Annotated in this window: 14 protein-coding genes; 8 read left to right on the plus strand and 6 right to left on the minus strand. The window is 66.5% G+C overall.

Translation table 11 applies throughout. The features are described 5' to 3' along the window. Positions 1–659 precede the first annotated feature (659 nt). Entirely contained in the window at positions 660–10934 is a 10275-nt protein-coding gene (locus ACOQPD_RS12255; protein ID WP_420612239.1) for an SDR family NAD(P)-dependent oxidoreductase, read from the minus strand. 54 nt (positions 10935–10988) lie between these two features. Between ACOQPD_RS12255 and ACOQPD_RS12260 the strand changes: the two genes are divergently transcribed. After that, a complete protein-coding gene (locus ACOQPD_RS12260) occupies positions 10989–11234 on the plus strand; it encodes a phosphopantetheine-binding protein (RefSeq protein WP_420612240.1) in 246 nt (81 codons plus the stop codon). Between the two features lie 105 nt (positions 11235–11339). On the opposite strand, the gene ACOQPD_RS12265 is transcribed toward ACOQPD_RS12260, so the two are convergent. Then, complete coding sequence (locus tag ACOQPD_RS12265) at positions 11340–12203, minus strand: alpha/beta fold hydrolase (RefSeq protein ID WP_420612241.1); 864 nt, start codon at positions 12201–12203, stop codon at positions 11340–11342. 60 nt (positions 12204–12263) lie between these two features. Here ACOQPD_RS12265 and ACOQPD_RS12270 point away from each other — a divergent pair, with 60 nt between their 5' ends. From ACOQPD_RS12270 to ACOQPD_RS12285, 4 genes are read left to right on the plus strand one after another with little or no spacing between them, the layout of a single operon-like run. Next, positions 12264–12761: a glycine/sarcosine/betaine reductase selenoprotein B family protein gene (locus ACOQPD_RS12270; protein ID WP_420612242.1), complete on the plus strand. Its 498-nt coding sequence runs from the start codon at positions 12264–12266 to the stop codon at positions 12759–12761. 54 nt (positions 12762–12815) lie between these two features. Next, positions 12816–13181, plus strand: coding sequence for a hypothetical protein (locus ACOQPD_RS12275; RefSeq protein WP_420612243.1), 366 nt, complete (start codon positions 12816–12818; stop codon positions 13179–13181). Then, positions 13181–14080 carry a 1,4-dihydroxy-2-naphthoyl-CoA synthase gene (locus ACOQPD_RS12280; RefSeq protein WP_420612244.1) on the plus strand — a complete coding sequence of 300 codons (900 nt, stop codon included), beginning with the start codon at positions 13181–13183 and terminating at the stop codon, positions 14078–14080. The genes ACOQPD_RS12275 and ACOQPD_RS12280 overlap by 1 nt, the downstream gene beginning before the upstream one ends. Positions 14081–14107: 27 nt before the next feature. Next, positions 14108–14365, plus strand: coding sequence for a CopG family ribbon-helix-helix protein (locus tag ACOQPD_RS12285; protein WP_420612245.1), 258 nt, complete (start codon positions 14108–14110; stop codon positions 14363–14365). A 66-nt stretch (positions 14366–14431) separates the two neighbouring features. Here ACOQPD_RS12285 and ACOQPD_RS12290 read toward each other — a convergent pair whose 3' ends face one another. Then, positions 14432–14617 carry a hypothetical protein gene (locus ACOQPD_RS12290; protein WP_420612246.1) on the minus strand — a complete coding sequence of 62 codons (186 nt, stop codon included), beginning with the start codon at positions 14615–14617 and terminating at the stop codon, positions 14432–14434. A gap of 212 nt (positions 14618–14829) precedes the next feature. Between ACOQPD_RS12290 and ACOQPD_RS12295 the strand changes: the two genes are divergently transcribed. Both ACOQPD_RS12295 and ACOQPD_RS12300 read left to right on the plus strand, forming a co-directional pair. Continuing rightward, positions 14830–15288 carry an NfeD family protein gene (locus ACOQPD_RS12295; RefSeq protein ID WP_420612247.1) on the plus strand — a complete coding sequence of 153 codons (459 nt, stop codon included), beginning with the start codon at positions 14830–14832 and terminating at the stop codon, positions 15286–15288. Positions 15289–15313: 25 nt separating this feature from the next. Continuing rightward, a complete protein-coding gene (locus ACOQPD_RS12300) occupies positions 15314–16252 on the plus strand; it encodes an SPFH domain-containing protein (protein ID WP_420612248.1) in 939 nt (312 codons plus the stop codon). Positions 16253–16336: 84 nt separating this feature from the next. Here the strand turns inward: ACOQPD_RS12300 and ACOQPD_RS12305 are convergent, their stop codons facing one another. Next, on the minus strand, positions 16337–16843 hold the full coding sequence (locus tag ACOQPD_RS12305) for a DoxX family protein (protein ID WP_420612249.1): 507 nt from the start codon (positions 16841–16843) through the stop codon (positions 16337–16339). 840 nt (positions 16844–17683) lie between these two features. Between ACOQPD_RS12305 and ACOQPD_RS12310 the strand changes: the two genes are divergently transcribed. After that, positions 17684–17971, plus strand: a complete 288-nt coding sequence (locus ACOQPD_RS12310; protein WP_420612250.1) for a type II toxin-antitoxin system Phd/YefM family antitoxin — start codon at positions 17684–17686, stop codon at positions 17969–17971. A 426-nt stretch (positions 17972–18397) separates the two neighbouring features. Here ACOQPD_RS12310 and ACOQPD_RS12315 read toward each other — a convergent pair whose 3' ends face one another. Further along, positions 18398–19141 (minus strand): amino acid ABC transporter ATP-binding protein, encoded by a 744-nt coding sequence (locus ACOQPD_RS12315; protein ID WP_420612251.1) that lies wholly within the window; start codon positions 19139–19141, stop codon positions 18398–18400. A 25-nt stretch (positions 19142–19166) separates the two neighbouring features. After that, on the minus strand, positions 19167–21653 hold the full coding sequence (locus ACOQPD_RS12320) for an ABC transporter permease subunit (protein ID WP_420612252.1): 2487 nt from the start codon (positions 21651–21653) through the stop codon (positions 19167–19169). Position 21654: the final 1 nt, after the last annotated feature.

Here is a 21654-nt window from a genome sequence, read left to right on the forward strand (position 1 = left end):
GGACGGTCTTGCCATACCCGCGGCGTCCGGTTAGCAATAGCGTGTAGTCGGGATGGGTCGGCCCTTGGCGCAGGGCCCTTTCGAATCGGGTGATGACCCCACTCCTGCCCGCCAGTAGGGGAGGGGAGGTGCCGAAGGTCGGGACGAAGGGATTAGTTAATCGTGGTCGGCCTGTGTTGCGGTCGGCGTGATCTGGACCGCCATCGACGCCTCTGGCTGCGTCCTGCCTCCTCAACGTACCCTGCGGGTACGCCTTCGTCAGCAGTCCTTGCCATAGACGCCGCTGCCGGCGCCATATCCCACCGCCGCGCCACAGACCGACCACGGTGGTCTGCGTGGGGGATGGCGTGGTGTGGACCGCCGTCGACGCCTCTGGCTGCGTCCTGCCTCCTCAACGTACCCTGCGGGTACGCCTTCGTCAGCAGTCCTTGCCATAGACGCCGCTGCCGGCGCCATATCCCACCGCCGCCACACAGACCAACCACGGGGGACTCGGGACAACAAACGAACGTGTATAGCGTGAATATACCCTAATTAACGATGGCACGGGGGTTTTCCTCACCGCCTGCGAAGTCTGTAGCTACTGCATTACTACAAAGTCCTACATTACTACAGACCACTACATTACTACAGAGCGCTACATTCGCGACCGGCTCGGGTTATATCCAGTGCCGCCGGCGCTGGAAGGGGTACGTGGGGAGAGCGATCCTTCGCCGGACCTCGCCCGCGAACAGTCCGGCGAACGAGACGTCCAACCCGGCCTCGTAGGCACCCGCGACAGCCCGAACGAACCCGTCATCGAGTCCTGGCGGTTCACCATCACCGGGTGGGCTCACCAGGGCAGGTAGCACGGCCGGCGCCTCTGCGGCCACCGGCCAGGCCTCACCGATCCCTCGACGCCCCATCGCGTCGAGACCGACTTCTACTACCACATCCACTCCGAGCCGGTCCAGCGTCCGGCCGCAGCCGGAGAATCCGGCCGGTTCGGTGGCGTGCCGCAGCCAGTAGGCGATCTCGAGCTCGCCGATCGACTCCACCACCCGGCCGCTCGCGCCGCTGACCAGGGAGACGGATGGCTCCGAGAGCGTGACACCGGCGAGTGCCTCCTCCAAACCCTTCAGGACCGCTTGCGGATCCGGTCCCGAGCGTGTCCTCTGCCAGACGCCGAGCGCCGTCGCGAGCCGCAAGCCATCCTCCAAACCGAGCGCGCCGGCCGCCTGCGCCGCGGCCGGCAATCCCGGGCCGCTTCCCACGACCGCACTCGGGCGGATGCCTATGCTCGCCCACTGCGCGGTCAGCGCGCATGCGAACGCGTAGGCGAGCGGGTGTGTCAAAGCCGGATCGTGCTCAACGCCGGGTTGACCGAACATCGTGTCGAGCAGTGACACGTCGAGGTCTTCCCTCAACGCCTCTTCGCAACGGTCCAGCACGGCTCGAGCCACGGGCTCGCTCCGGTAGAGGCCCTCCGCCGGCTTGCCCCGTAGGCCAAACTGCCCGGTATAGGCGAACGCGACCCGGGTCGGTCCATCCCGTACATCCCGGTCGGGGCCTTCATGGCTTGCGGCCAGGCTTCGCAGGCCTTGCCGGAGCTGCCCGGCATCCCCGAATACCAGCCCGGCGCGGTGGGGAAAGTGACTCCGGCCCGTGCCGGCGGTCCAGGCCAGGTCGGACAGAGCGGGGTCGGAGGCGGAGCCTTCCTGGCCGTCCAGCCAGGCCAGGTAAGACCTGGCCAGATCTCGGACCGCCCTCGCCGACTTCCCCGAGAGCGGTAACAGGCGAGCAGGACGACCCCCAAAGGTCTCGCTCGATGCCGGCCGGCGGTCAGCCGGTTCCGGAAGGGACACGGGTACCGGTTCGGGTCCGCCTTCCGGGGGTCGGATGCCGTTGCCTGCCGCCGGAGCATCCGCCACCGGGCCGTAGCCCTCCACCAGGACGTGCGCGTTGGTCCCCGACAGGCCGAACGCGTTGACGCCCGCCAGGGGCGGACGACCGGAATCGGTGGGCCACTTCGCCCTCTCCGACGTGAGCTGCACAGGTATCCGATCCCATTCGACGTGAGGGTTCGGGTCCCGCAGGTGCAGGAGAGGGGGAATGACCCCCTGACTCATCGAGAGAACGGTCTTGATGAAAGCGGCGATCCCGGCTGCCCACTCAGCGTGGCCGATGTTCGACTTCACCGATCCGACCAGCAGAGGACGGTCACGGGCCCGTCCGTCACCGTACACCGCGGCCGCGGCGTTCAACTCGATCGGGTCGCCCAGCTGCGAGCCGGTGGCGTGGGATTCCAGATAGTCCACCCGGGACGGCGCCACGCCCGCCTGGGCTAGGGCTTCCTTCATGATGCGCTCCTGGGCCGGGCCGTTCGGCACCGTCAGGCCCGCGCTGGCGCCGTTCTGGTTGACCGCCGACCCTCGTATGACGGCCCATATCCGGTCGCCGTCGACCTCCGCATCGCTCAGCCGCTTCAGCACCACCATTCCGCAACCCTCGCCGCGTACGTAACCGTCTGCGGAGGCGTCGAAGGGACTGCACCGCCCGGTGGGGGACAGCATCCCGACATCCATCATGAACCTGGAGATCGGCGGTGAGAGGACCACGTTCACGCCGCCCGCCAGCGCCATGTCCACCTCACCCCGCTGGAGGCCCACCACCGCCTGATGCACGGCGGCCAGCGACGACGCGCAGGCCATGTCGACCGGCATGGCCGGCCCTTCGAGACCAAGGGCGAACGCGATCCGACCCACGGCCACGCTTCCGGTGGTCCCGAGGTAGCTGTCGGCCCTGCTGCCGGCTGCGATCAGGTCCCGGTACTCGCTGGTTCCGATTCCGGCGTAGACACCCGTTCGGCTGCCCCTGAGCTCGTCCGGGTCCAGACCGGCGTCCTCCAGGGCTTGCCAGGTGGTCTCGAGCAGCATGCGCTGCTGAGGATCCATCAGCTGCGCCTCGATCGGGGAGATCCGGAAGAACCGCGAGTCGAACCAGTCGATTCCATCGACGAAGGCGCCCCGCCGGTAGGCGATGTCCTCCGCATCGGGGTCCCCGACCGCGCCGCTCCATGACCCGGCGTCCTGGCGTCCGTCGGTTACCGCATCGACGCCGCTCTCCAGCAGTTCCCAGAATGCCGCCAGATCGCTCGCGCCGGGAAAGCGGCAGGCCATACCGACCACCGCGATCCCGTCGTCGCCGCTCCGGACCGGAACCGGGGGCTCCGGTTCGGGGATCTCGGGCGATGGGGAAGCCTCGCCGGCCACCGCGAGCTCGCCGAGTTCTTCGGCGAGGTGGCGCGACATGCTCTCGATGTCCGGGTAGTCGAAGACGACGGTGTTGGAGGCGACGTACTCGCCTTCAAACGCACGGTTGAGGCGGTTGCGCAGCTCGACGGCCATGAGGGAGTCCATGCCCAGATCGAAGAATCCGACCTTGGGCGACGGCGCCTTGGGCAACCTGAGCACCGCCTGCACCTGCTCGGCCAGGAAGGCGCCCAGTACCTCCTCGTGGTCGGCGGGAGGGGTGGCTCCCAGCCTGGAGACTATGTCCTCCACCGTGGAGGCGTCGGCTGCGTCGCCGGCATCCGAGGACAGCATGTCCTCCAGCAGGGGCGGCCGTTCCTCGACGGCCTCCTCGAACACTGACCAGTCCATCGACATGACCACCGAGTTGGTGCTGTCCTGGCGTACCAGCCTCTCAAGAGTCCGGATGCCTTGCTGCGGCGTGAACCAGCGACCGCCGAGCGCCGCCCGTCGCTGCTCGATCCGTTCCCGTTGTTCGGCCGCCTCGCCGATCTCCGACCACGCGCCCCAGGCAATGGCCTGTCCTGGAAGGCCCCTGGCACGGCGGTGCCCGGCGAGCTGGTCCAGGAAGGCATTGGCGGCGGCGTGGTTGGCTTGGCCGGGGTTGCCCATGACGCCGACCCGGCTGGAGAACAGGATGAAGAGGTCCAGATCGAGCCCCCGCGTTGCCCGGTGCAGGTGCCAAGCCCCGACGATCTTCGGCCGGAGCACCCGCTCGAAGCTCTCCCAGGTCTGGTTGGTAAGCGCCGCGTCCGACAGTACCCCCACGCTGTGGATGACGCCCCCGAGCGGAGGCAACTCCGCATCCATGCGCGCCAGCATCGCGTCGAGCGCCGTGATGTCCGTCACATCGGCCAGCTCGACTTCGACCCTGATCCCCCTCCTGCGCAAGGCGTCGATGGTTTCCCGTGCCTCGGCATCGGGATCCCGGCGCCCGTTCAGCACGATGGTTCCGGCGCCGCGGTCCGCCAGCCAGCCGGCCACGGCGCAGCCGATGCCGCCCAGCCCGCCGGTGACCAGGTAAGTGCGATCCTGCCGCAGCCGACCACGGGCGAGGGGATTCGCAGTCACCACGATCTTTCCGAGGTGCCGGGCCGCTCGCATGAACCCCAGCGCAGGTCCCGCCTCGGCCAATGGCCACCGGCTGTGGATGAGCGGCTCCAGCACGCCCGCCGACAGCTGCCCCATCACCTCTCGCAGGACCTCCCCCACCCACTCCGGGTCGGTCTTCTTGAGCACGTCGAGCTCCAGGATGTCGTAGGCCACGTCCGGGCGCACCGCTGCCATCTCTTCGTGGGTCAGGATGTCCCTCCGGGCCAACTCGACGAAACGGCCACCCTCCGCCAGGCACGCCAGGCCGGCCTCGATGAAGCCCTCGCTGGTGAGGCTGTTCAGCAGCACGTGAACGCCCTCGCCCCCGCTGTCCTCCAGGATCTGGTCGCCGAACGCGGTCTGGCGGCTGTCGTACACGTGCTCGACGCCCAGCGAACGGACGAAGTCGTGCTTCGGAAGGCTGGCCGTGGCGAAAACCTCCGCACCGGCGGCCTGTGCGAGCTGGATGGCGGCCGTGCCTACCCCGCCCGCCCCGGCGTGGATCAGGACCCGCTCGCCCTCCTCCAGTCCGGAGAGATGGAACGAGAGGGCGGCCGACACGAACGCGCTGGGAACGGTGGCCAGAGCGGAGGGGGACACGCCTTCGGGCGCCGGCGCCACCAACTCCTCGTGCGTGACCATCTCGGGTGCGAAGGCGCCGAATCCGAGCCCCACCACGTGGTCACCGACGGCGACGTTGGAGACCTCGGAGCCGGTGTCGACGACGTACCCACACAGCTCCCGGCCCAGATTCCCCTCCTCTATGAAGCCGAGCGAACGGAAGACGTCCCAGAAGTTGAGACCGGCGGCTTCGACCGCCACCCGGACTTCCCTGGGCGCCAGCGAGCGAGCCGGCAGCAGCTTGATCTGCGGCCTGTCGAACACGCCGTCCCGGTCCGGTTCCAGGACCCAGTTCGGCTCCTCGGGCAGGACCAGCCGACCCGCCACGGTGTCGGGCCGGACCAGGCGTGCGGCCAGGCGGCGTCCCGAGCGGTGGGCGATGTGGTTTTCGTGGTCGGGATACAGCAATTCGTCCACGAGGTCGGACATCCGGTCCGGGAGGCCGGGGTCCAGGTCGATCATGCGCGCTTGCAGGTGGGGGGCTTCCAGTGCCACCACCTTGCCCAGACCCCAAAGGATCGAGCCGGACAGCTCGCCGAGCCGTTCCCGCTCCAGCACCTGTGCCCCGCGGGTGACGAACCACAGACCGTTGGCCGGTATGGAAGCGGAGTCGGCCACGCCCTGCACCAGGGCGAGGGCGCTCGATCCGGCTTGCCGGACGTCCTCCGCCATCTCGGCGGTGGTTGCCTCCGCTCCGCGTCCTTCGAGGCCTTGCAGGTGCACGACGCCGTTGAAGGGCACATCCCGGGGCAGGCCCTCGACAAGCGTTCTCCACGACTCCCTGCTCTCCGCGTCCAGGGCTCTCCGGATGACCTGCGTCCCTACCGCGGCCGGCTCCTCGCCGTCCGGCAACCGGCCGCCGGCCATGACGACGGTCTGGTTCCGCGCCGCCAACTCCTCCGCGAGTTCTTGCGCGAGGCCGTCGCCGGAAGAGGTCACGACCCACACGCCTGGAGGCTCCTCCACCTGCTCCGGGCCCTGGGCCACGATCACGCCCTTGTCCAGCATCTCGAACGAGAAGGAGTCGTCTACCCCCAGGACCTCCACCCCTTCGAAACCCGCATCCCCGAGGGCGCGACGCCATACGTCGGGGGTAGCCAGCGCGTGATGGGGGCGGTAGTGCTCGTCGGCGAACCGCCACCAGCCGTCCAGCTGGCCGAAGGTGAGATCCATCCAGCCGAGGCCGCGCAGGTTTTCGAGCGCCACCAGCTGGCCCGACGGGGCGAGCAGGGTCCGGCAGTGGCCCAGCGTCTCCTCGAGGTACCGGGTGGCGTGCAGCACGTTGGAGGCGATGATCAGGTCGTAGCCGTGGGAGGTGAAACCCTGGGCGACAGGATCCTTCTCGATGTCCAGCGGCCGGTACTCGATGCACCCGTCTCCGTCGCCGAACCTCTCCTCCGCTTCGGCGAAGAACCCGGCCGAGATGTCCGTGTACGCGTATTCGAACCGTCCGGCGGGAAGCTCCGGCAACACCGACGCCGTGGCCGAACCGGTGCCCGCCCCGATCTCGACCACCCGCAGCCTCCGTCCCTCCGGTAGCCGGGCCAGGAGTGTCCGGACCGCGTCCCGCAGCAAGGCGTTGGCGGCGCGGGCCACCGGCGCCTTCAGGTACAGATCGGCCGCGGTGGGTTCTCCACTGCTGAAGAGGAGCGTCAGCGGGTCCGCCTGACCGAGCAGCACGTCGGCCAGAGCGCTGCCGGACCGGCGGAACAACCCGACCTCGGTCTGGCCGTGGGAGTACAGGCCGGCCATCCGGTCGGCAAACCCCTCGGGGTCGGGGGGTAGGTCCTCCGGCAACGGGTCGTCGGGTCCCAGCAACACCGTGAATCCATCGTCTCCCTCCGCCAGGATCCCGGACCTGGCCAGCATTTCGAGCATCCGGCGGAAGAGGCGCCGGTGTTCGGGGATGACACCCAGCCGCTGCCTCAGCTCCTCGGGGTCGACGACCTCGCCCGGTGTCCGGCGCCAACCGAGCTTCTCCAGGTTGAAGAGCGCGTAGGAACGTGACCACCGCTCCAGGTCCGCCAGCAGGCCGTTCCTGCTCTCGGGATCGACTCCGGCCTCCGACAGGTATTCGGGGAACAACCCCGAGCCGGCCGCCACCGCTGCAGGGGTGGAAAAGAAGTCCGCCGGCTTCAGTCCCGACTCGAGGGAGCGATCGCGCCAGACGACTTCGTAGAGCAGGTCTTCCACGCCTTCGAAGGCCGACAGCAACGCCGCCTTGGTGGCGCGCTTGACCGTGTAGCCGTCCAGCCTGCCGATGAGAGCCCCGTTGGGGTCGTAGATGCGCATCTCGCCGCTGAGGACCTCCGGCGTTTCGCCCGATTCCGTCTCGGCGCCCTGGGGGGCCGCGCCCATGCGCACGTGGCAGAACACCCGGTCGGGAAGCCGCCCGTCAAGCCACAACCCGTCCCAGCCGAACGGCAGGTAGGTCGCCTCGTCCGGACCTCCGGCCATGTTGCGGGCTATCCCCACCACCTGGAAGCAGCCGTCGAGGACCAGCGGATGAACGTCCAGGCGGTTGCGGCCCAGCACTTCGGGCAGGAGCACCTCGCCTACGGCCTCGCCGGGACCGGACCAGACCCTCCCCAGCGTCTGGAACGACGGACCGAGATCGATTCCGGTATCGGCTTTGGCGCGGTAGTAGGCAGGCACATCGGCCGGGGCCATTCGGGCTCTGAGTTCCTCCAGATCGATCTTTGCGCCGGATTCCAGCGGTGGGGCGCCCGGCAACACGCGCCCTTCGACGTGCAGCGTCCACTCATTCTCGGATCCCTTGCTGTATATCTGGACACGGCGCGACGATGATTGTTCGGGATCGTCGAGCACGACCTGCATCTTCCGGCCTTCTTCTCCCGCGCCGTTCGCGGAGTTCGGCTCCGCGAAGACCAGCGGGTTGTGCAGCTGCATGTCCTGCATCACCACCGAGTCGCTTCCCTCGGCGAGGGAAGCGGTCGCCGCCATGGCGCCGTACAGCGCGCCGGGCGCCACCAGCCTGCCGAAGACCCGGTGGTCCTCCAGCCAGGCCGGATCCGACGGGAACACTTCCGTCTCGAAGGTGACCTGGCCTCGCGCCGACTCGTACCGCAGCCCCAGCAAGGGGTGGCCGTCATCCGCACGCCGGCGTTTCGACGGCTCCAGCCAGTAGCGCTCGCGCTGGAACGGGTAGCCCGGCAGGGAGACCCGGCGGCGTGTCTCCCCGGCGAACAGCCCTTCGAAGGAGATCTCCAGCCCGGCTGCATAGGCTTCCGCCACCGCATCGACGAAGCCGGTAGCCGGTTCGGAGGACGAACCGTCCCGGCGCGGCCGCCGCATGCCGGCCAGCACGGTTGGGGCCTCCGAGGCGTTCCGCCCATTCGCCTGGTCGGGCCATGCCAGCGTCACCATCGGACCCAGCACCGCGTGCGGGCCTATCTCCACCACCAGGTCGACGTCGAGATCCTCCAGTGCTTCGACCCCGCGGGCAAACGCCACCGCCTGCCGCGCATGGCGCCTCCAGTAGGAACCGTCCAATGCCATGCCGGGGTCGACCGGTCCACCCGTGAGGTTGCTGATCACCGGAACGGCCGGGGCCTGGATAGCCACGCCGTCCAGAGCGGCTTCCAGCTGGTCGAGGGCCGGCTCCACGAGGGCGCTGTGGAAGGCCCTGGTGGTGTTCAGGCGTCTGGCCCGGATTCCCTCCGATTCGAAACGGTCCAGGAGGGTATCGATCCCCGAAGCAGGACCGCTGATCACCTGGTGGGCGCCGTTGTAGGCCGACACGCTCACACCGGCGCCGCTTGATGACCCGTCCAGCCTTCCGACTACCGACTCGACCCGTTCCGCCGGGGCGAAGACCGCAGCCATGGCGCCGGGAGCGGTCCCGGACAGCAGGGAGCCTCGCGCCGCGGCGAACCTCATCCCGTCCTCCAGGCTGAATACCCCGGCGGCCTGCGCCGCGGCCAACTCTCCCACGCTGTGCCCCATCACCACACTCGGGCGGACGCCGGCACTGGACCAGAGCGCGGTCAGCGCGCACTCCAGTGCGTAGAGGGCAGGCTGCTCCCAAGCCGTGTCGCCCAGATCTCCCTCGGCCGAAGGTCGACCGAACATCACGTCCAGCAGCGAGGCCCCCCTAGCCTCGCGGAATACCTCCTCGCACCGATCCAGCACCGCCCTCGCCACCGGCTCGGTCTGGTACAGGTCCCGACCCATACCGGCCCACTGGCTGCCCTGCCCCGTGTAGACGAAAGCCACCCTGGTGGCGGCGCGGGGCTCCGAACCCTCGCCGTCCTCCGATAGGGCAGCCAACCTCGCTCGCAAAGATACGGCGTCCGTGAAGGCGATCCCGGCCCGGTGATCGAAGTGACTGCGGCCGATGCCCGCCGTCCAGGCCATGTCCGCCAGGCCCGACTCCGGGGTGCGATCGTCGAGCCACGACAGGTACCGCTTCGCAAGCTCGCCGAGAGCGTTTCCGGACTTGGCGGACACGGGCAGGAGCCGGGTCCGGCGATCTCCAAGGCCTTCCGGCGGCAACGGGATCCCGGCCACCGGTGGCGGCAGTGATACCGGCACGACCTGCGCGGCGCCCGCTGTTTGGGGTTCGCGGCCGCGCTCGCCGTCCGGGTCGCGAGGCTCCTCCACGACGATGTGGGCGTTCGTGCCGGATATCCCGAAGGAGTTCACCCCCGCCAGCCGCCGGCCCGGGCGGTCGCTCGGCCAGTCCATGCGGGATGAGGTGACCTGCAGGGGTAGCCGATCCCAGTCGACGCCCGGGTGGGGATCGCGGAAGTGCAGGTGCTCCGGGATCACGCCCCGGTTCACCACCAGCGCCGCCTTGATCAGTCCGGCGATTCCGGCGGCCGACTCGAGATGGCCGATGTTGGTCTTGACAGAACCGATGAGCAGCGGCCGGCCGGGCCCGCGTTCCGGTCCGAAGACGTTGGCCACGGCATCGATCTCGATCGGATCTCCCACCGAGGTCCCGGTGCCGTGGGCCTCCAGGTAGTCGATCTCCGACGAACGGACGCCCGCATCCGATAGGGCTGTCTCCATGACCTGTTCCAGCGCGGGTGTGTGGGGGACCGTGAGGCCGGTACTGGCGCCCCCGTGGTTGACCGCCGCACCCCGGATGACCGCCCAAATCCGGTCGCCATCGGCCTCAGCCTCGCTCAGCCGCTTCAGGACGACCACGCCACAACCCTCGCCCCGCACGTAACCGTTGGCGGAGGCATCGAAGGCCTTGCACTGCCCGTCGGGGGACAGCATCATCGCGTCCGCTCTCAGTTCATAGATCCGCGTGTTGATGATGGCCTGGACACCGCCCACGATGGCCAGATCCGCCTTGCCCTGCTGGAGGTCCGCAACCGCGTCGTGCGCCGCCACCAGGGACGACGCGCAGGCCGCGTCCACCGCCTTCGCCGGCCCCATCAATCCCAGGACGTAGGAGACCCGGCCGCTGGCGCCGTTCAGGTTGGTCCCGCTGAGGGCGTAGAGGCATGCGGCCGCCTCGCTGGGCTTGAGCGCGTCCACGACCATCATCCGGTACTCGTCGTTGCTGATCCCGGTGTAGACACCCGTGCGGGTCCCGCTCAGCCGGGCCGGATCTATGCCGGCGTCCTCGAGCGCCTGCCAACTCACCTCCAGCATCATGCGCTGCTGCGGGTCCAGGAGTTCCGCCTCGACCGGGGAGATACGGAAGAAGGCGGCGTCGAACAGGTCGATTCCCTCTACGAAAGCGCCGAAACGGCATGCTTCGTTCCGACGCTCGGGGTCGTCGAACAGATCAGTCAGACGTACGCCACCGGAACCGGGGATTCCCTCCGTCACGGTGTTGCGGCCCTCCGCCAGGACCTGCCAGAAGGACTCCAGGTTGTCCGCGCCGGGGAACCGGCACGCCATACCAACGATTGCTATGGGCTGCCCGGCCGCCGGTCGGTCTGGATTGGCCATAACGGCTACTGTATACTGGCCAAGACAGCACGCGATCTGAAGGGCACATCATCCATGGCATCTACCGCAGAACGGCTTACGACTCTGGTCAACGAGAATATAGAGGTTGATGGACAGCCTCTTTCCATTCCGGATGATTTGAACATCAGCCTGATCGATTCCGGCGTCTCCTCGATGGATATCGTTGCCCTGGCCAAGCTGGTGTCCCAAGAGTTCAGCGTCGAATTCACCGTTGAGGAGTGCACCTCCCTCAAGACACTGAGCGAAGTCGTGGGCTTCCTGGACGGCAAGGCCGCATAAGCTCCGAACATCAGCGTAGAAAAGGCTCACATCCCGGGGTCCCTCGGGCTAGTGAGTTCGTCCGGCTGTGGTCGGCGGGCGCGTACCACCTCCCGGATCGGATGCCTAAGCAGTGCCGAGCGAGTCGATGAACTCTCGTGCCATCGCCGCACATTCTTCCGGCCGCTCGAGTGGAAGAAAATGAGTGGCGTCCGGGAGAAAGTCGTAATCGACGCTCATTATGTGGCTGAGGTCGAGGGTGGGTAGGTAAGAGTACGGCACCAGCGGGTCAGCCCCTAAGACCTTGGTGGGGCAGGCGAGATTGTTGAAGTCAACCAGCACCGAGTACGAGCTTGCGTAGTCGATTATCCGTGCCTCGTATTCTCGGGGACATCTGAGCGTGTACATATCGCCGGCGCTCTCCTTGCGGAGGGTCGTCCTCGCCATCAGGTCAAGTACCCCGGGGACTACCTGAGCAAAGGCAGGCGCGAAGCCGAGCAAGTCCGCGAACTGATCGTACGAGCTGAACCGGTTCGTGCGACGGCGCGCCATGGCAGCTGTCTGCGAGGCGGCCATGTCGAACTCCTCGTAGCTCCTGCCAGGCGTGCATAGGGGGGGATCCAGCAGGATCCGTGCGGCGAAGCCGCTCCCCCTTGTAGGTGACAGGAGGCTCACCAGGCCGGACAGCGAATGGAAGATGCCTATCGTTGGTTTCCGGCCGAAAACACTATCTATGGCTTCCAGAATCTGATCATGGTCCTTTATAAAGGTGGGTATGTTGTGATACCCGATGTGCCCTACGTTATTCCAGCCATGATTGCGCAGATCATAGATTATGAGATCGAAATCTCTTGCCAAGATCGACCAGAAGGGTAGATAGAGGTCAATGGCCAGCCCGTTGCCGTGGCTCATAACGAGCCGTTGACCCGAGGGATTCCCGTGGCGACGAAGGGTGGTCCGGGTGCCGTCCTCCATGGGAACACTCTGCACCGAGTTTGGCTCCGGAACCTTCCACATAATGCCTGACCCTAACGTCCTACAATCGGGCCCATGGCCGAGCCCGACCGCAGACCGATCGACTACATAGCCCAAACCAGGGAGACCTACGCCGCGCAGGGTTACCAGCCCTATCGCTGGGCCCTCAACGAGGATCCGCCGTCGTGGGCCGCGCTCGGCAAGCCGCTTTCGGAATCCCGGCTGGGGTTGGTCGCCTCCGGCGGCATCTACCGGCGCGGGCAGGTGGCTTTCACCCACCGCGATGACGTGACCCATCGGGAGATACCCACCGATGTGGACACCTCCGAGGTCCGGGTTACCCACTTTGCCTTCGATCCGGCGGCCGCCCGGCGGGATCCCAACGTGGTCTTCCCGATCGACACCCTTCGTTCCCTGGTCGCCGAGGGCACGGTGGGGGAGCTGGCGCCTCTCGCGCTCACCTTCATGGGTGGCATCTACTCGCAGCGCCGGCTGGCCTCCGAATTGATCCCGGCTCTGGTGGACCGCACCCTCGAAATGGAGGTCGATGCGGTGCTGCTGGTGCCGGTCTGACCGGTGTGCCACCAGTCAGTTGGACTGGTCAGCAGGGCGATCGAGGCCAAGGGTGTGCCCACCCTGTCGATGACCAGCGCCCACTCGATCACCAAGTCGGCCAACCCGCCGCGGGCGGCGTTCACCGACTTCCCGCTCGGCCACACCTGCGGACCGCCTGACCGGCCGGAGCTGCAGCGGTCGATCATGCGCGACGCCCTGGCGCTGTTCGAGACCATGGAACAGCCGGGAATCGTGGACCTGGGCTACGGGTGGACGGCGCCGTGGAAGGAAGAGGCCCTGGAGCCGGTGGATCATCGCACCCCCCGTTTCGACACCCCCCAGTACCAGAACCAGGATGACCAAGCGGCCGCGGTGGCGGCACACGGGGTCCGGATCGCCTGCCGGGCGGGCGCCCCGGGCGCCGTACCTCGCTGCTGATGGTCTCCGAGCTATTCGATCCGCACGCCTGGCGCCCGGTCGAAGGCCTCTCCTTCGATGACATCACGTACCACCGGGCGGTCGATCAGGGAACGGTACGGGTGGCCTTCGATCGACCCGAAGTGCGCAACGCCTTCCGCCCGCAGACGGTGGACGAGCTCTATGTCGCCCTCGATCATGCCCGGCAGTGGAGCGACGTGGGGACCGTCCTGCTGACCGGTAACGGTCCGTCTCCCAAGGATGGTGGTTGGGCGTTCTCCTCGGGCGGGGACCAGCGCATCCGAGGCAAGGCCGGTTACATGTACGCCGAGGGTGAGCGCGCCGCGGACATCGACCCAGCCCGGCTGGGCAGGCTCCACATCCTCGAGGTCCAGCGCCTGATCCGGTTCATGCCCAAGGTGGTCATCGCGGTGGTGCCGGGTTGGGCGGTAGGGGGCGGCCACAGCCTCCACGTGGTGTGCGATCTGACCCTGGCCTCGGGTGAGCACGCCGTCTTCAAGCAGACCGACTCCGACGTGGCCTCGTACGACGCCGGGTTCGGCTCGGCATACCTGACCCGCATGGTCGGCCAGAAGCGGGCCCGGGAGATCTTCTTCCTGGGCGCCGACTACTCCGCCACCGAAGCCTTCGACATGGGGATGGTCAACAAGGTGGTGCCCCATGCGGACCTGGAGACCACCGCGCTGGAGTGGGCAGGGATCATCAACTCCAAGAGCCCCATGTCGCAGCGGATGCTCAAGTTCGCCTTCAACCTGATCGATGACGGCCTGGTGGGCCAGCAGGTCTTTGCCGGAGAGGCCACCCGCCTCGGCTACATGACCGAAGAGGCCCAGGAGGGCCGGGACGCCTTCGTGGAGAAGCGCCCCAAGGACTTCTCGCGCTTCCCCCGCTACTACTGAGGCCAAGACCGGTCGACGGAGGCGCCGATGGCTCGGACGACGAAGACGCTTACCTTCTCCCTGTCCACCGAATTGGCTGAACGGGTGGACCGGCTGACGAACGAGCAAGGATGCACCAGAGGCGAACTCCTGCGACGGGCAGTGCGGCGCTACATCGAGGAATGTGAATGGAGACAGCTTCTGGGGTACGGGGAGCAGCAGGCAAGGGCCAAGGGAATCGGACCCGATGATGTGGGAGCCCTGATCGGAGAGTACCGCGCCGAGGTTGATCAAGGCCGGGGGTGAGGGCTGTCCCATGGGGTTGAGCGGGACGATGGGCGGATCCTCGTGTCCCGCGGTGAACGGGGTGCTTCAGCGGGGTTCTTCAGATCCGATCTTGGCCTGTTGGGCTAGGTAGAGCCAGCCGAGGCCGTGGAGGGCGACCCCGGCACCCAGGACCAGGGTGACTATCCAGTGCCCGAGGATGGCGGCGCCCAGCGCTGCCAGCACCGCCAGCGTCACGAGCGCTACCCGTACACCGTTCAGGGGTCCATACATCCTGTACGCCAGTCTAGAAGGGTGCTGGATAGAGGCGGACGCGTTGGCCCGCAGCGGGCGGACGCTCCTAGGTACGGACGCAGCATCAGTATCCTCAGAGAGCGCCCTGGAGCGAGTTGACGGCAGGACTTGCGGGAGCAAGGGTAAACGGGGCAATGGTGTGGTGATCGCTCGTGACGGCGCGCGCCTTCCTCGCATGGAGACTGGAGACGATGATGGACAACGAAGTCTGGATATGGGTGTGGACCGGCCTGGCCCTGCTGATGGGTATCGGGGAGATCGTCACGGCCGGGTTCTTCCTGCTCCCGTTCGCGATCGGCGCCGGCCTCGCCGCCGTGGCCGCGTGGATAGGCGTGGCCGATATCGTCCAGTGGCTGCTCTTCTTCGTTGGCACGGGGCTGTCCATGCTCTACATACGCCGCTTCATGAGAGCCCAGGATGAGGACGGAGGGCTGGTCGTGGGTCCCGGCCGCTACGTCGGGATGGAAGCGCTGGTGCTGGAGACGGTCGACACCGGCGCCAACACCGGGATGATCAGGGTGGAGGCGGAGGAATGGCGGGCCACCACCGAGGGCAAGCCAATTGCAGAGGGTATGACAGTGGAAGTCGTGGCCCTTCGAGGTACCCGCCTGGTAGTCAGAGAACTCCAGACAGACGACAACGACTCATAGAGACCAAACATAGAAAGGAAATCCGATGGAGGTAGCGGGCGTATTGCTTCTGGCCGTCATTGCAGTGGCGGTATTACTGATCGCAGCGGCCGGGTTCCGGATCGTGCGACCTTACGAACAGGGTCTGATCGAGTTCCTCGGCAAGTACAAGAGGACCGTTCCGCCCGGGCTCCGGTTCGTGATCCCGTTCGTGCAGCGAATGTTGAAGGTCGACATGAGGGAGCAGGTGGTGGACGTGCCGCCGCAGGAGGTCATCACCAAGGACAACGTGGTGGTCACGGTGGACGCGGTGATCTACTTCGAGGCTACCGATCCGGTGAAGCTCAAGTATGCGGTGGGCAACTTCATCCTGGCCGTCACCAAGCTGGCGCAGACCAACCTGCGTAACGTGGTCGGCGATCTCCAACTCGACGCGGCGCTGGTGTCTCGCGAGCTCATCAACGGCAAGCTGCGCCAGATACTCGACGACGCCACCGACAAGTGGGGAACCCGGGTGGTGCGGGTCGAGATCCAGCGAATCGAGCCTCCCCCGGACGTGACCGACGCCATGCATCGCCAGATGAAGGCGGAGCGGTCCCGCCGGGCGGTCGTGACGGAAGCCGAGGGCGAGAAGAGGTCGGCCATCCTCAAGGCGGAGGGTGTGAAGGAGTCCGCCATCCTGCGGGCCGAAGGTGAGGCGGAGGCCATCAAGCGGGTTGCCGACGCCGACAAGTACCAGAAGCTCACGGTGGCCGAGGGTGAAGGCCAGGCCATCGAGCGGGTTTTCCTGGCGATCCACAACGGCGATCCGACCCCCGACCTGATCGCCATCCGCTACCTGGAGGCGCTGCAGGGCATCGCAGACGGTCAGGCCACCAAGATATTCCTGCCACTCGACACGTCGGGGTTGCTGGGTTCGGTGGCGGCCATCGGCGAGCTGCTCAAGGAGGGCGCCGGGTCCACTGCCGGTGGAGGCGCAGCCTGATCCTTTAGCCGACTAAGGAGCAAGCGGCGGCGGGGCCCGGGATCATCCCGGGCCCCGCCTGTCCGAGTGGCCGTTAGTGCTCCGCTACTTCAGGAACGGCCTCGTCCGGACCAGCGCCGACTCGCCCCAGGGCTTGCCGAAGCCGATGTAGCGACCGGCGTCGGTCACGTACACGCCGACCAGCACGAAGGCGTAAATGAGGTGGTCGTCCAGGAACGGGTTGTGCTCGGGCCAGAGCGCCGCCAGCCACATCAAGACGAGCATGACGGCACCCGCCACCGAGGCTATGCGGACCCCGATTCCCAGCACCAGGGCTACGCCGATTCCCAGCAGCCCGATCATGAACAGCCAATCGGCCAACACGTTCCCTGCCATCGGCTGGAAGATGTCCTTGAACGGACCCCGCGTTCCGAACTCGAGGAACCCGAAGGTCGGGCTGGAGCCGTCGATCCAACCCGAACCCTGCTCCGTCGCGAAGCCCAACCCGAACACCTTGTCGAGGAATGGCCACAAGAAGATCCACCCCATCATCAGCCTGAGCAGGCCCCAAAGCAGTCTGTCTGGCCGGGGCCGATCATCAGACGGTCTCATGATTCACCTCCTTCCAATCGCCCGGTCGGGTCCATCCGTGGGTCTCCGACCGCAGAATTATTACTCACAGTAATAATTCATAGGCTGTAGGCCCAACGTTGTTCCGTATAGGAGAACGCCGTGAGAGAATCACCCGACCCTCGGATACAGGCCCGGCTTCCACTGGTGGATTCGGGACATTTCATCCGGTAGCCGGGCCGCGGGCTTGAGCCGGGCCCGGCTCTGGTGGAAAGCCCGAAGTACGCTTACAGCGACGCGTCCGGCCGCTCGGTGACGGCACGGAGGGCTCGATCGAAGGTCATGACCACGCTCACGCCCCGTCTCCTACAACCGGCCAGATGGCACAGGTCGCGGGCTCATGTACCGGGCACGCCATGCCTGCGGGACCGGTCGATCACGTCCAGATGATCCTTCCAGTCCGGTTCCGGTCCCGGGCCTGCTGCCTTGTCGCTAGCGCGAAAGAACTCCTCTACATCTTCCGGTGACTCGAAGGGCCTGGCTCTATGGGCTTTCTCGAGTCGCTCGCGAGCCGCGGCCGTAATCCAGGCACTCAGCGTCATGCCTTTCCTCCGCGCTTGACAGACGAACCGGTCGCGGTCGTCGTCCGAGATCACGAGATTGACTCTTGCCATCGAACCTGCACCCTCCCCATGAAGATGTACACGGAGAGTATGCATGCCAGCTCGGAGGCGCAACTGCGGTCGCGCTGATCGGCGGAGATGTTCAAGGAAGGCGCCGGTTGCCTTGGGCGAGGGCGCGAGCACCCTCCCAGGCCGGCTATATGCCCATAGCGATTAGCCATGGGCATAATCACGGGTGCCGTCGTGGGAGGTTTGTGGCATGTCGGCGAGAACTCGGACGATCCCGGCAGGCGAGTTCAAAGACCGGTGCTTGGCTCTGATAGATCAGGTAGCCGAGACCGGCGAGGAGATTCTGATCACCAAGCACGGCAAACCGGTGTGGCGGTTGGTGCCCGCGGAGAGCCCGAAACCGCAAATGTTGGGTCGTTACCGGGATCAGATCCGGATCGTCGGCGACATAGTGTCACCTGCCCTCGCAGCCGAGGAGTGGGAAGCCATCAGCAATCCCGACCGGGTGCTGAACCCTGACCTTCCCCCTCGAGCGTGATCCTTCTCGATACCCACGTCCTCTTGTGGCTGGTCTCTGGGTCGCCCAATCTTGGGCTATTGGCTGAGGGCGAGATACCAGCCCGGAAGCGCAACCAAGGTCGCGGCGATCAGCGGAGACTGCGGAACTAGCGGCTAGTTGCTGGTTGCTCTACTAGTAGCTGCTTACCATCGATCACAACTAGTAACTACAACCAACAACTACACACCAAATAAGGGGTGTTCACGCTGTGCGCGCTCGTTTGTTATCGCGGGTTCCCGTGGTTGGTCGGTGGGGTGGCGGTGGGATATGGCGCCGCCAGCGGCGTCTATGGCAAGGACTGCTGACGAAGGCGTACCCGCAGGGTACGTTGAGGAGGCAGGACGCAGCCAGAGGCGTTGGGGGTGGTCCAGAGCACGCCGCCGCAACGCAGACCGACCACGATCACTAAAGAATTTGGCTGAGGAACAGCTTGGTGCGGTCGTGTTGGGGGTTGTGGAAGAAGTGTTCCGGCGTGCCTTCCTCCACCACCATGCCGAAGTCGAAGAAGAGCACGCGATCGGCCACCTCCCGGGCGAAGCCCATCTCGTGGGTGACCACGATCATCGTCATGCCCGACTCGGCCAGCTCCTTCATCACGTCCAGGACTTCCTTGATCATCTCGGGGTCGAGCGCCGAGGTGGGCTCGTCGAAGAGCATGATCTTGGGGTTCATGGCCAGGGCCCGGGCTATGGCAACCCGCTGTTGCTGGCCTCCCGACAGCTGGCCCGGATACTTGCCGGCCTGCTCGGGTATGCCTACCCGCTCGAGCAGCTTCATGGCGGAGGCCTCGGAAGCCGACCGGGTCCGGTTGCGCGCCCAGATCGGCGCCAGGGTGATGTTCTGCAGCACCGTGAGATGGGGGAACAGGTTGAACTGCTGGAAGACCATGCCGACCTCGCGGCGGATGGCGTCGATGTTGCGGAGATCGTTGGTCAACTCCATCCCGTCCACCACGATCCGCCCCGCCTGGTGGGCCTCGAGGCGGTTGATGCAGCGGATGAAGGTGGACTTGCCGGAGCCGGAGGGTCCGATCACCACCACCACCTCACCCCAGCCGATGGAGGTTGTCACCCCGCTCAGGGCTTGGAAGTCACCGAACCACTTCTTGACGTCTTCGCAGATGATCGCCTGAGATCCGTTGGTGGTCACTACATCCTCCCTAGTGGTCCGGCCATCAGCGTTCTCCAAGGCCGAGGCTGCGCTCGTAGCGCATGCTCAGCTTCGAGATCGTGAAGGTAACTATCCAGTAGAACAACGCCATGAAGAACATCATCTGGGGCAGGGTGCCCTGGAAGTTGGGATCGCTCTGCTGGGGTATGAAGCTGCGTGCGATCAGCAGGATGTCGGCCAGTCCGATTATGGCCACCAGCGAGGTGTCCTTGAAGGCGACGATGATCGATCCGACGAGCGCCGGGATCACCGTCCGCACCGCCTGGGGCAGGATCACCAGCGAGGTGGACTGGACGATGCTCAGGCCCGCAGCCCTGGCCGCCTCGTACTGGCCCCGGTCGATGGCCTGCAATCCTCCCCTGATGTTCTCCGCCACGTAGGCCGAGTTGAAGATCGTGATGGCCGCGACGATCCGGACGATCTCGTCGAACTCCACTCCGGCGGGAAGGAAGGCGGTCAGCATGGCCGAGCCGAAGAACAGCCAGGTGATCATCGGCACGCTACGGACCAGTTCGATGTATCCGGTGGACAGCAGGCGGAAGATGGGCATCGAGGAGGTTCGCGCCAGGGCGAGGACCAGACCGACGGGCAGGGAGAGAGCGATACCGCTGACGGCCAGAAGGATGGTCAGGTTGAAACCGCCGAGGAAGGTGGTTCCCTGGAACTCGAGGGACGTGCTGGTGGCGCCGAGCCGGAATGCCACCACTATCAGCACCGAAACGACTGTCCAGGCTCGCACCAGGTTGGTCCGTCCCCCCTCCGTTCCCCCGAAGGTGGGTGTCACCAGCAGGAACAGGGTGAAGGCGACGATCAGTGTCCGGTAGAGGAACGGCATCGGGATGAACCAGATCAGCAGGCATACCACCGTCAGGCCCGCCGCTGACGCGCGAACCATTTCCACCGGCTCCTCGATCGTGAAGGCGGCGGTCACTATCGCTAGCCCGGTCAGCACCAACCCCACAGTGAGCCAGAGCGGCTCCTCCGCGGAGGCGAATGGCAGGGCGGCCGCCATCAGCCCCATGGCCGCCACTATCGCGTTGACGGCGCGCCCTTTGGGGGGTAGGCCCAGGACCCAGAGCGCGCCGCCGCCCAGCACAGTTGCCAGGACGATGGAGACGACATCCGAGCGCAGGAAGATGGTCAGGCTCGAGCCGTCAACGAACGTGGCCCCCAGCCGGAACGCCACCACTACCAGCAGCGTGGCCGCTACCCAGACCCGGACCAGGTTGGCCCTTCCCCGCTGCGTTCGTCCGACGGTGGGCGTTGCTAGCAGGAACAGGGTGAAGGCGATGACCATGATCCGGTAGAGGAACGGCATCGGGACGAGCCAGATCAACAGGCAGGCCAGCACCAGGCCCCCAGCCGACGTCCTGACCATCACCACCGGCTCCCGTATCGTCAGAGCGGCGATCAGTGTCGCCAACCCGATGATCACCAACGCCGCGGCGACCCAGAGCGGTTCCTCTCCGGAAGCCAATGGCAGGGCGGCTATCACCAGCCCGATAGCTGCCACCACCGCGGCGCCGGTCGGCCCTCTGGGCAGAGCGATCAGCACCCGGAGCGCTCCGGCGCCCAGCGCTACGGCCATTAGCAGGATCATGTCGGACCAGTCGAGGACCGGGTTGCGCTGGATGATGAAGATGATCACCGGATAGGAAAGGAGCCAGGCCGAGATCAGGAACCGTCGGAAGGCGCGGGGCCAGATGCCTTCGACCGCGACCCCGAGGGGATAGGCGGCCACGGCCAGCGCGAACAGGATCGTCCACGGACGGGCGGTGGTGGCGGCTATCGGTGCGATGGTCTGGTCGAACTGGCCCAACGGAACCGGGAGCTCCACGGTCCATAGGAGCGCGGCCACCGCCGCCATGATCATCACCGGCACGGCCAGTATCGGGATCGTCGGTGGCGCAGCCGCGGCGCGGCCCCACCGGACGGCGAAGTGGGCCAGGACGGCCGCCAGGACGGCGGCGACGAGTATCCAGGCACGTACGTTGCTCCAGGCGGCGGGCGAGTCGAATTGCAGGATGGGAATCCCGAAGGTGCGCGCCTCGGCTGCGTGGTGCATGATCGCCGTCACCGCCACCAGGACAGCGCCGCTCCTCAAACCTCCCGCGAAGGTGGCGAACTCGAGCCGTCCTCCCACCTTCCAGGACGCCAGGGACCAGACCACCAGCACTATGAATATGCCCAGGGACATCCAGATCCGGATCAGGTCGTCCTGCGGGAAAGCCTGAACCATCAGCAGCTTCGCATTGTGGGTGACCGCTGCCCACTTGCGTTCCGGAGCGAAGAGGTACGAGGTGATGAACCGCAGGATGTTGAGGAGGACCAGGGCGAAGACCAGGGTGAGGAAGGAGTTGAAGGCGATCTGGCCCCAGGTGTGGCCCGAGAAGAGGTTCTCCCTCATCCAGCGCCACGGCCCGGTGGGCGGGGGCTCGGGGGCCCGCTCGGTCATGTCGGCAACAACGCCGGCGGATGCGGGTTCAGTCATC

It is taken from the genome of Candidatus Spongiisocius sp., assembly GCF_965221825.1.
Lineage (GTDB): Bacteria > Actinomycetota > Acidimicrobiia > Spongiisociales > Spongiisociaceae > Spongiisocius.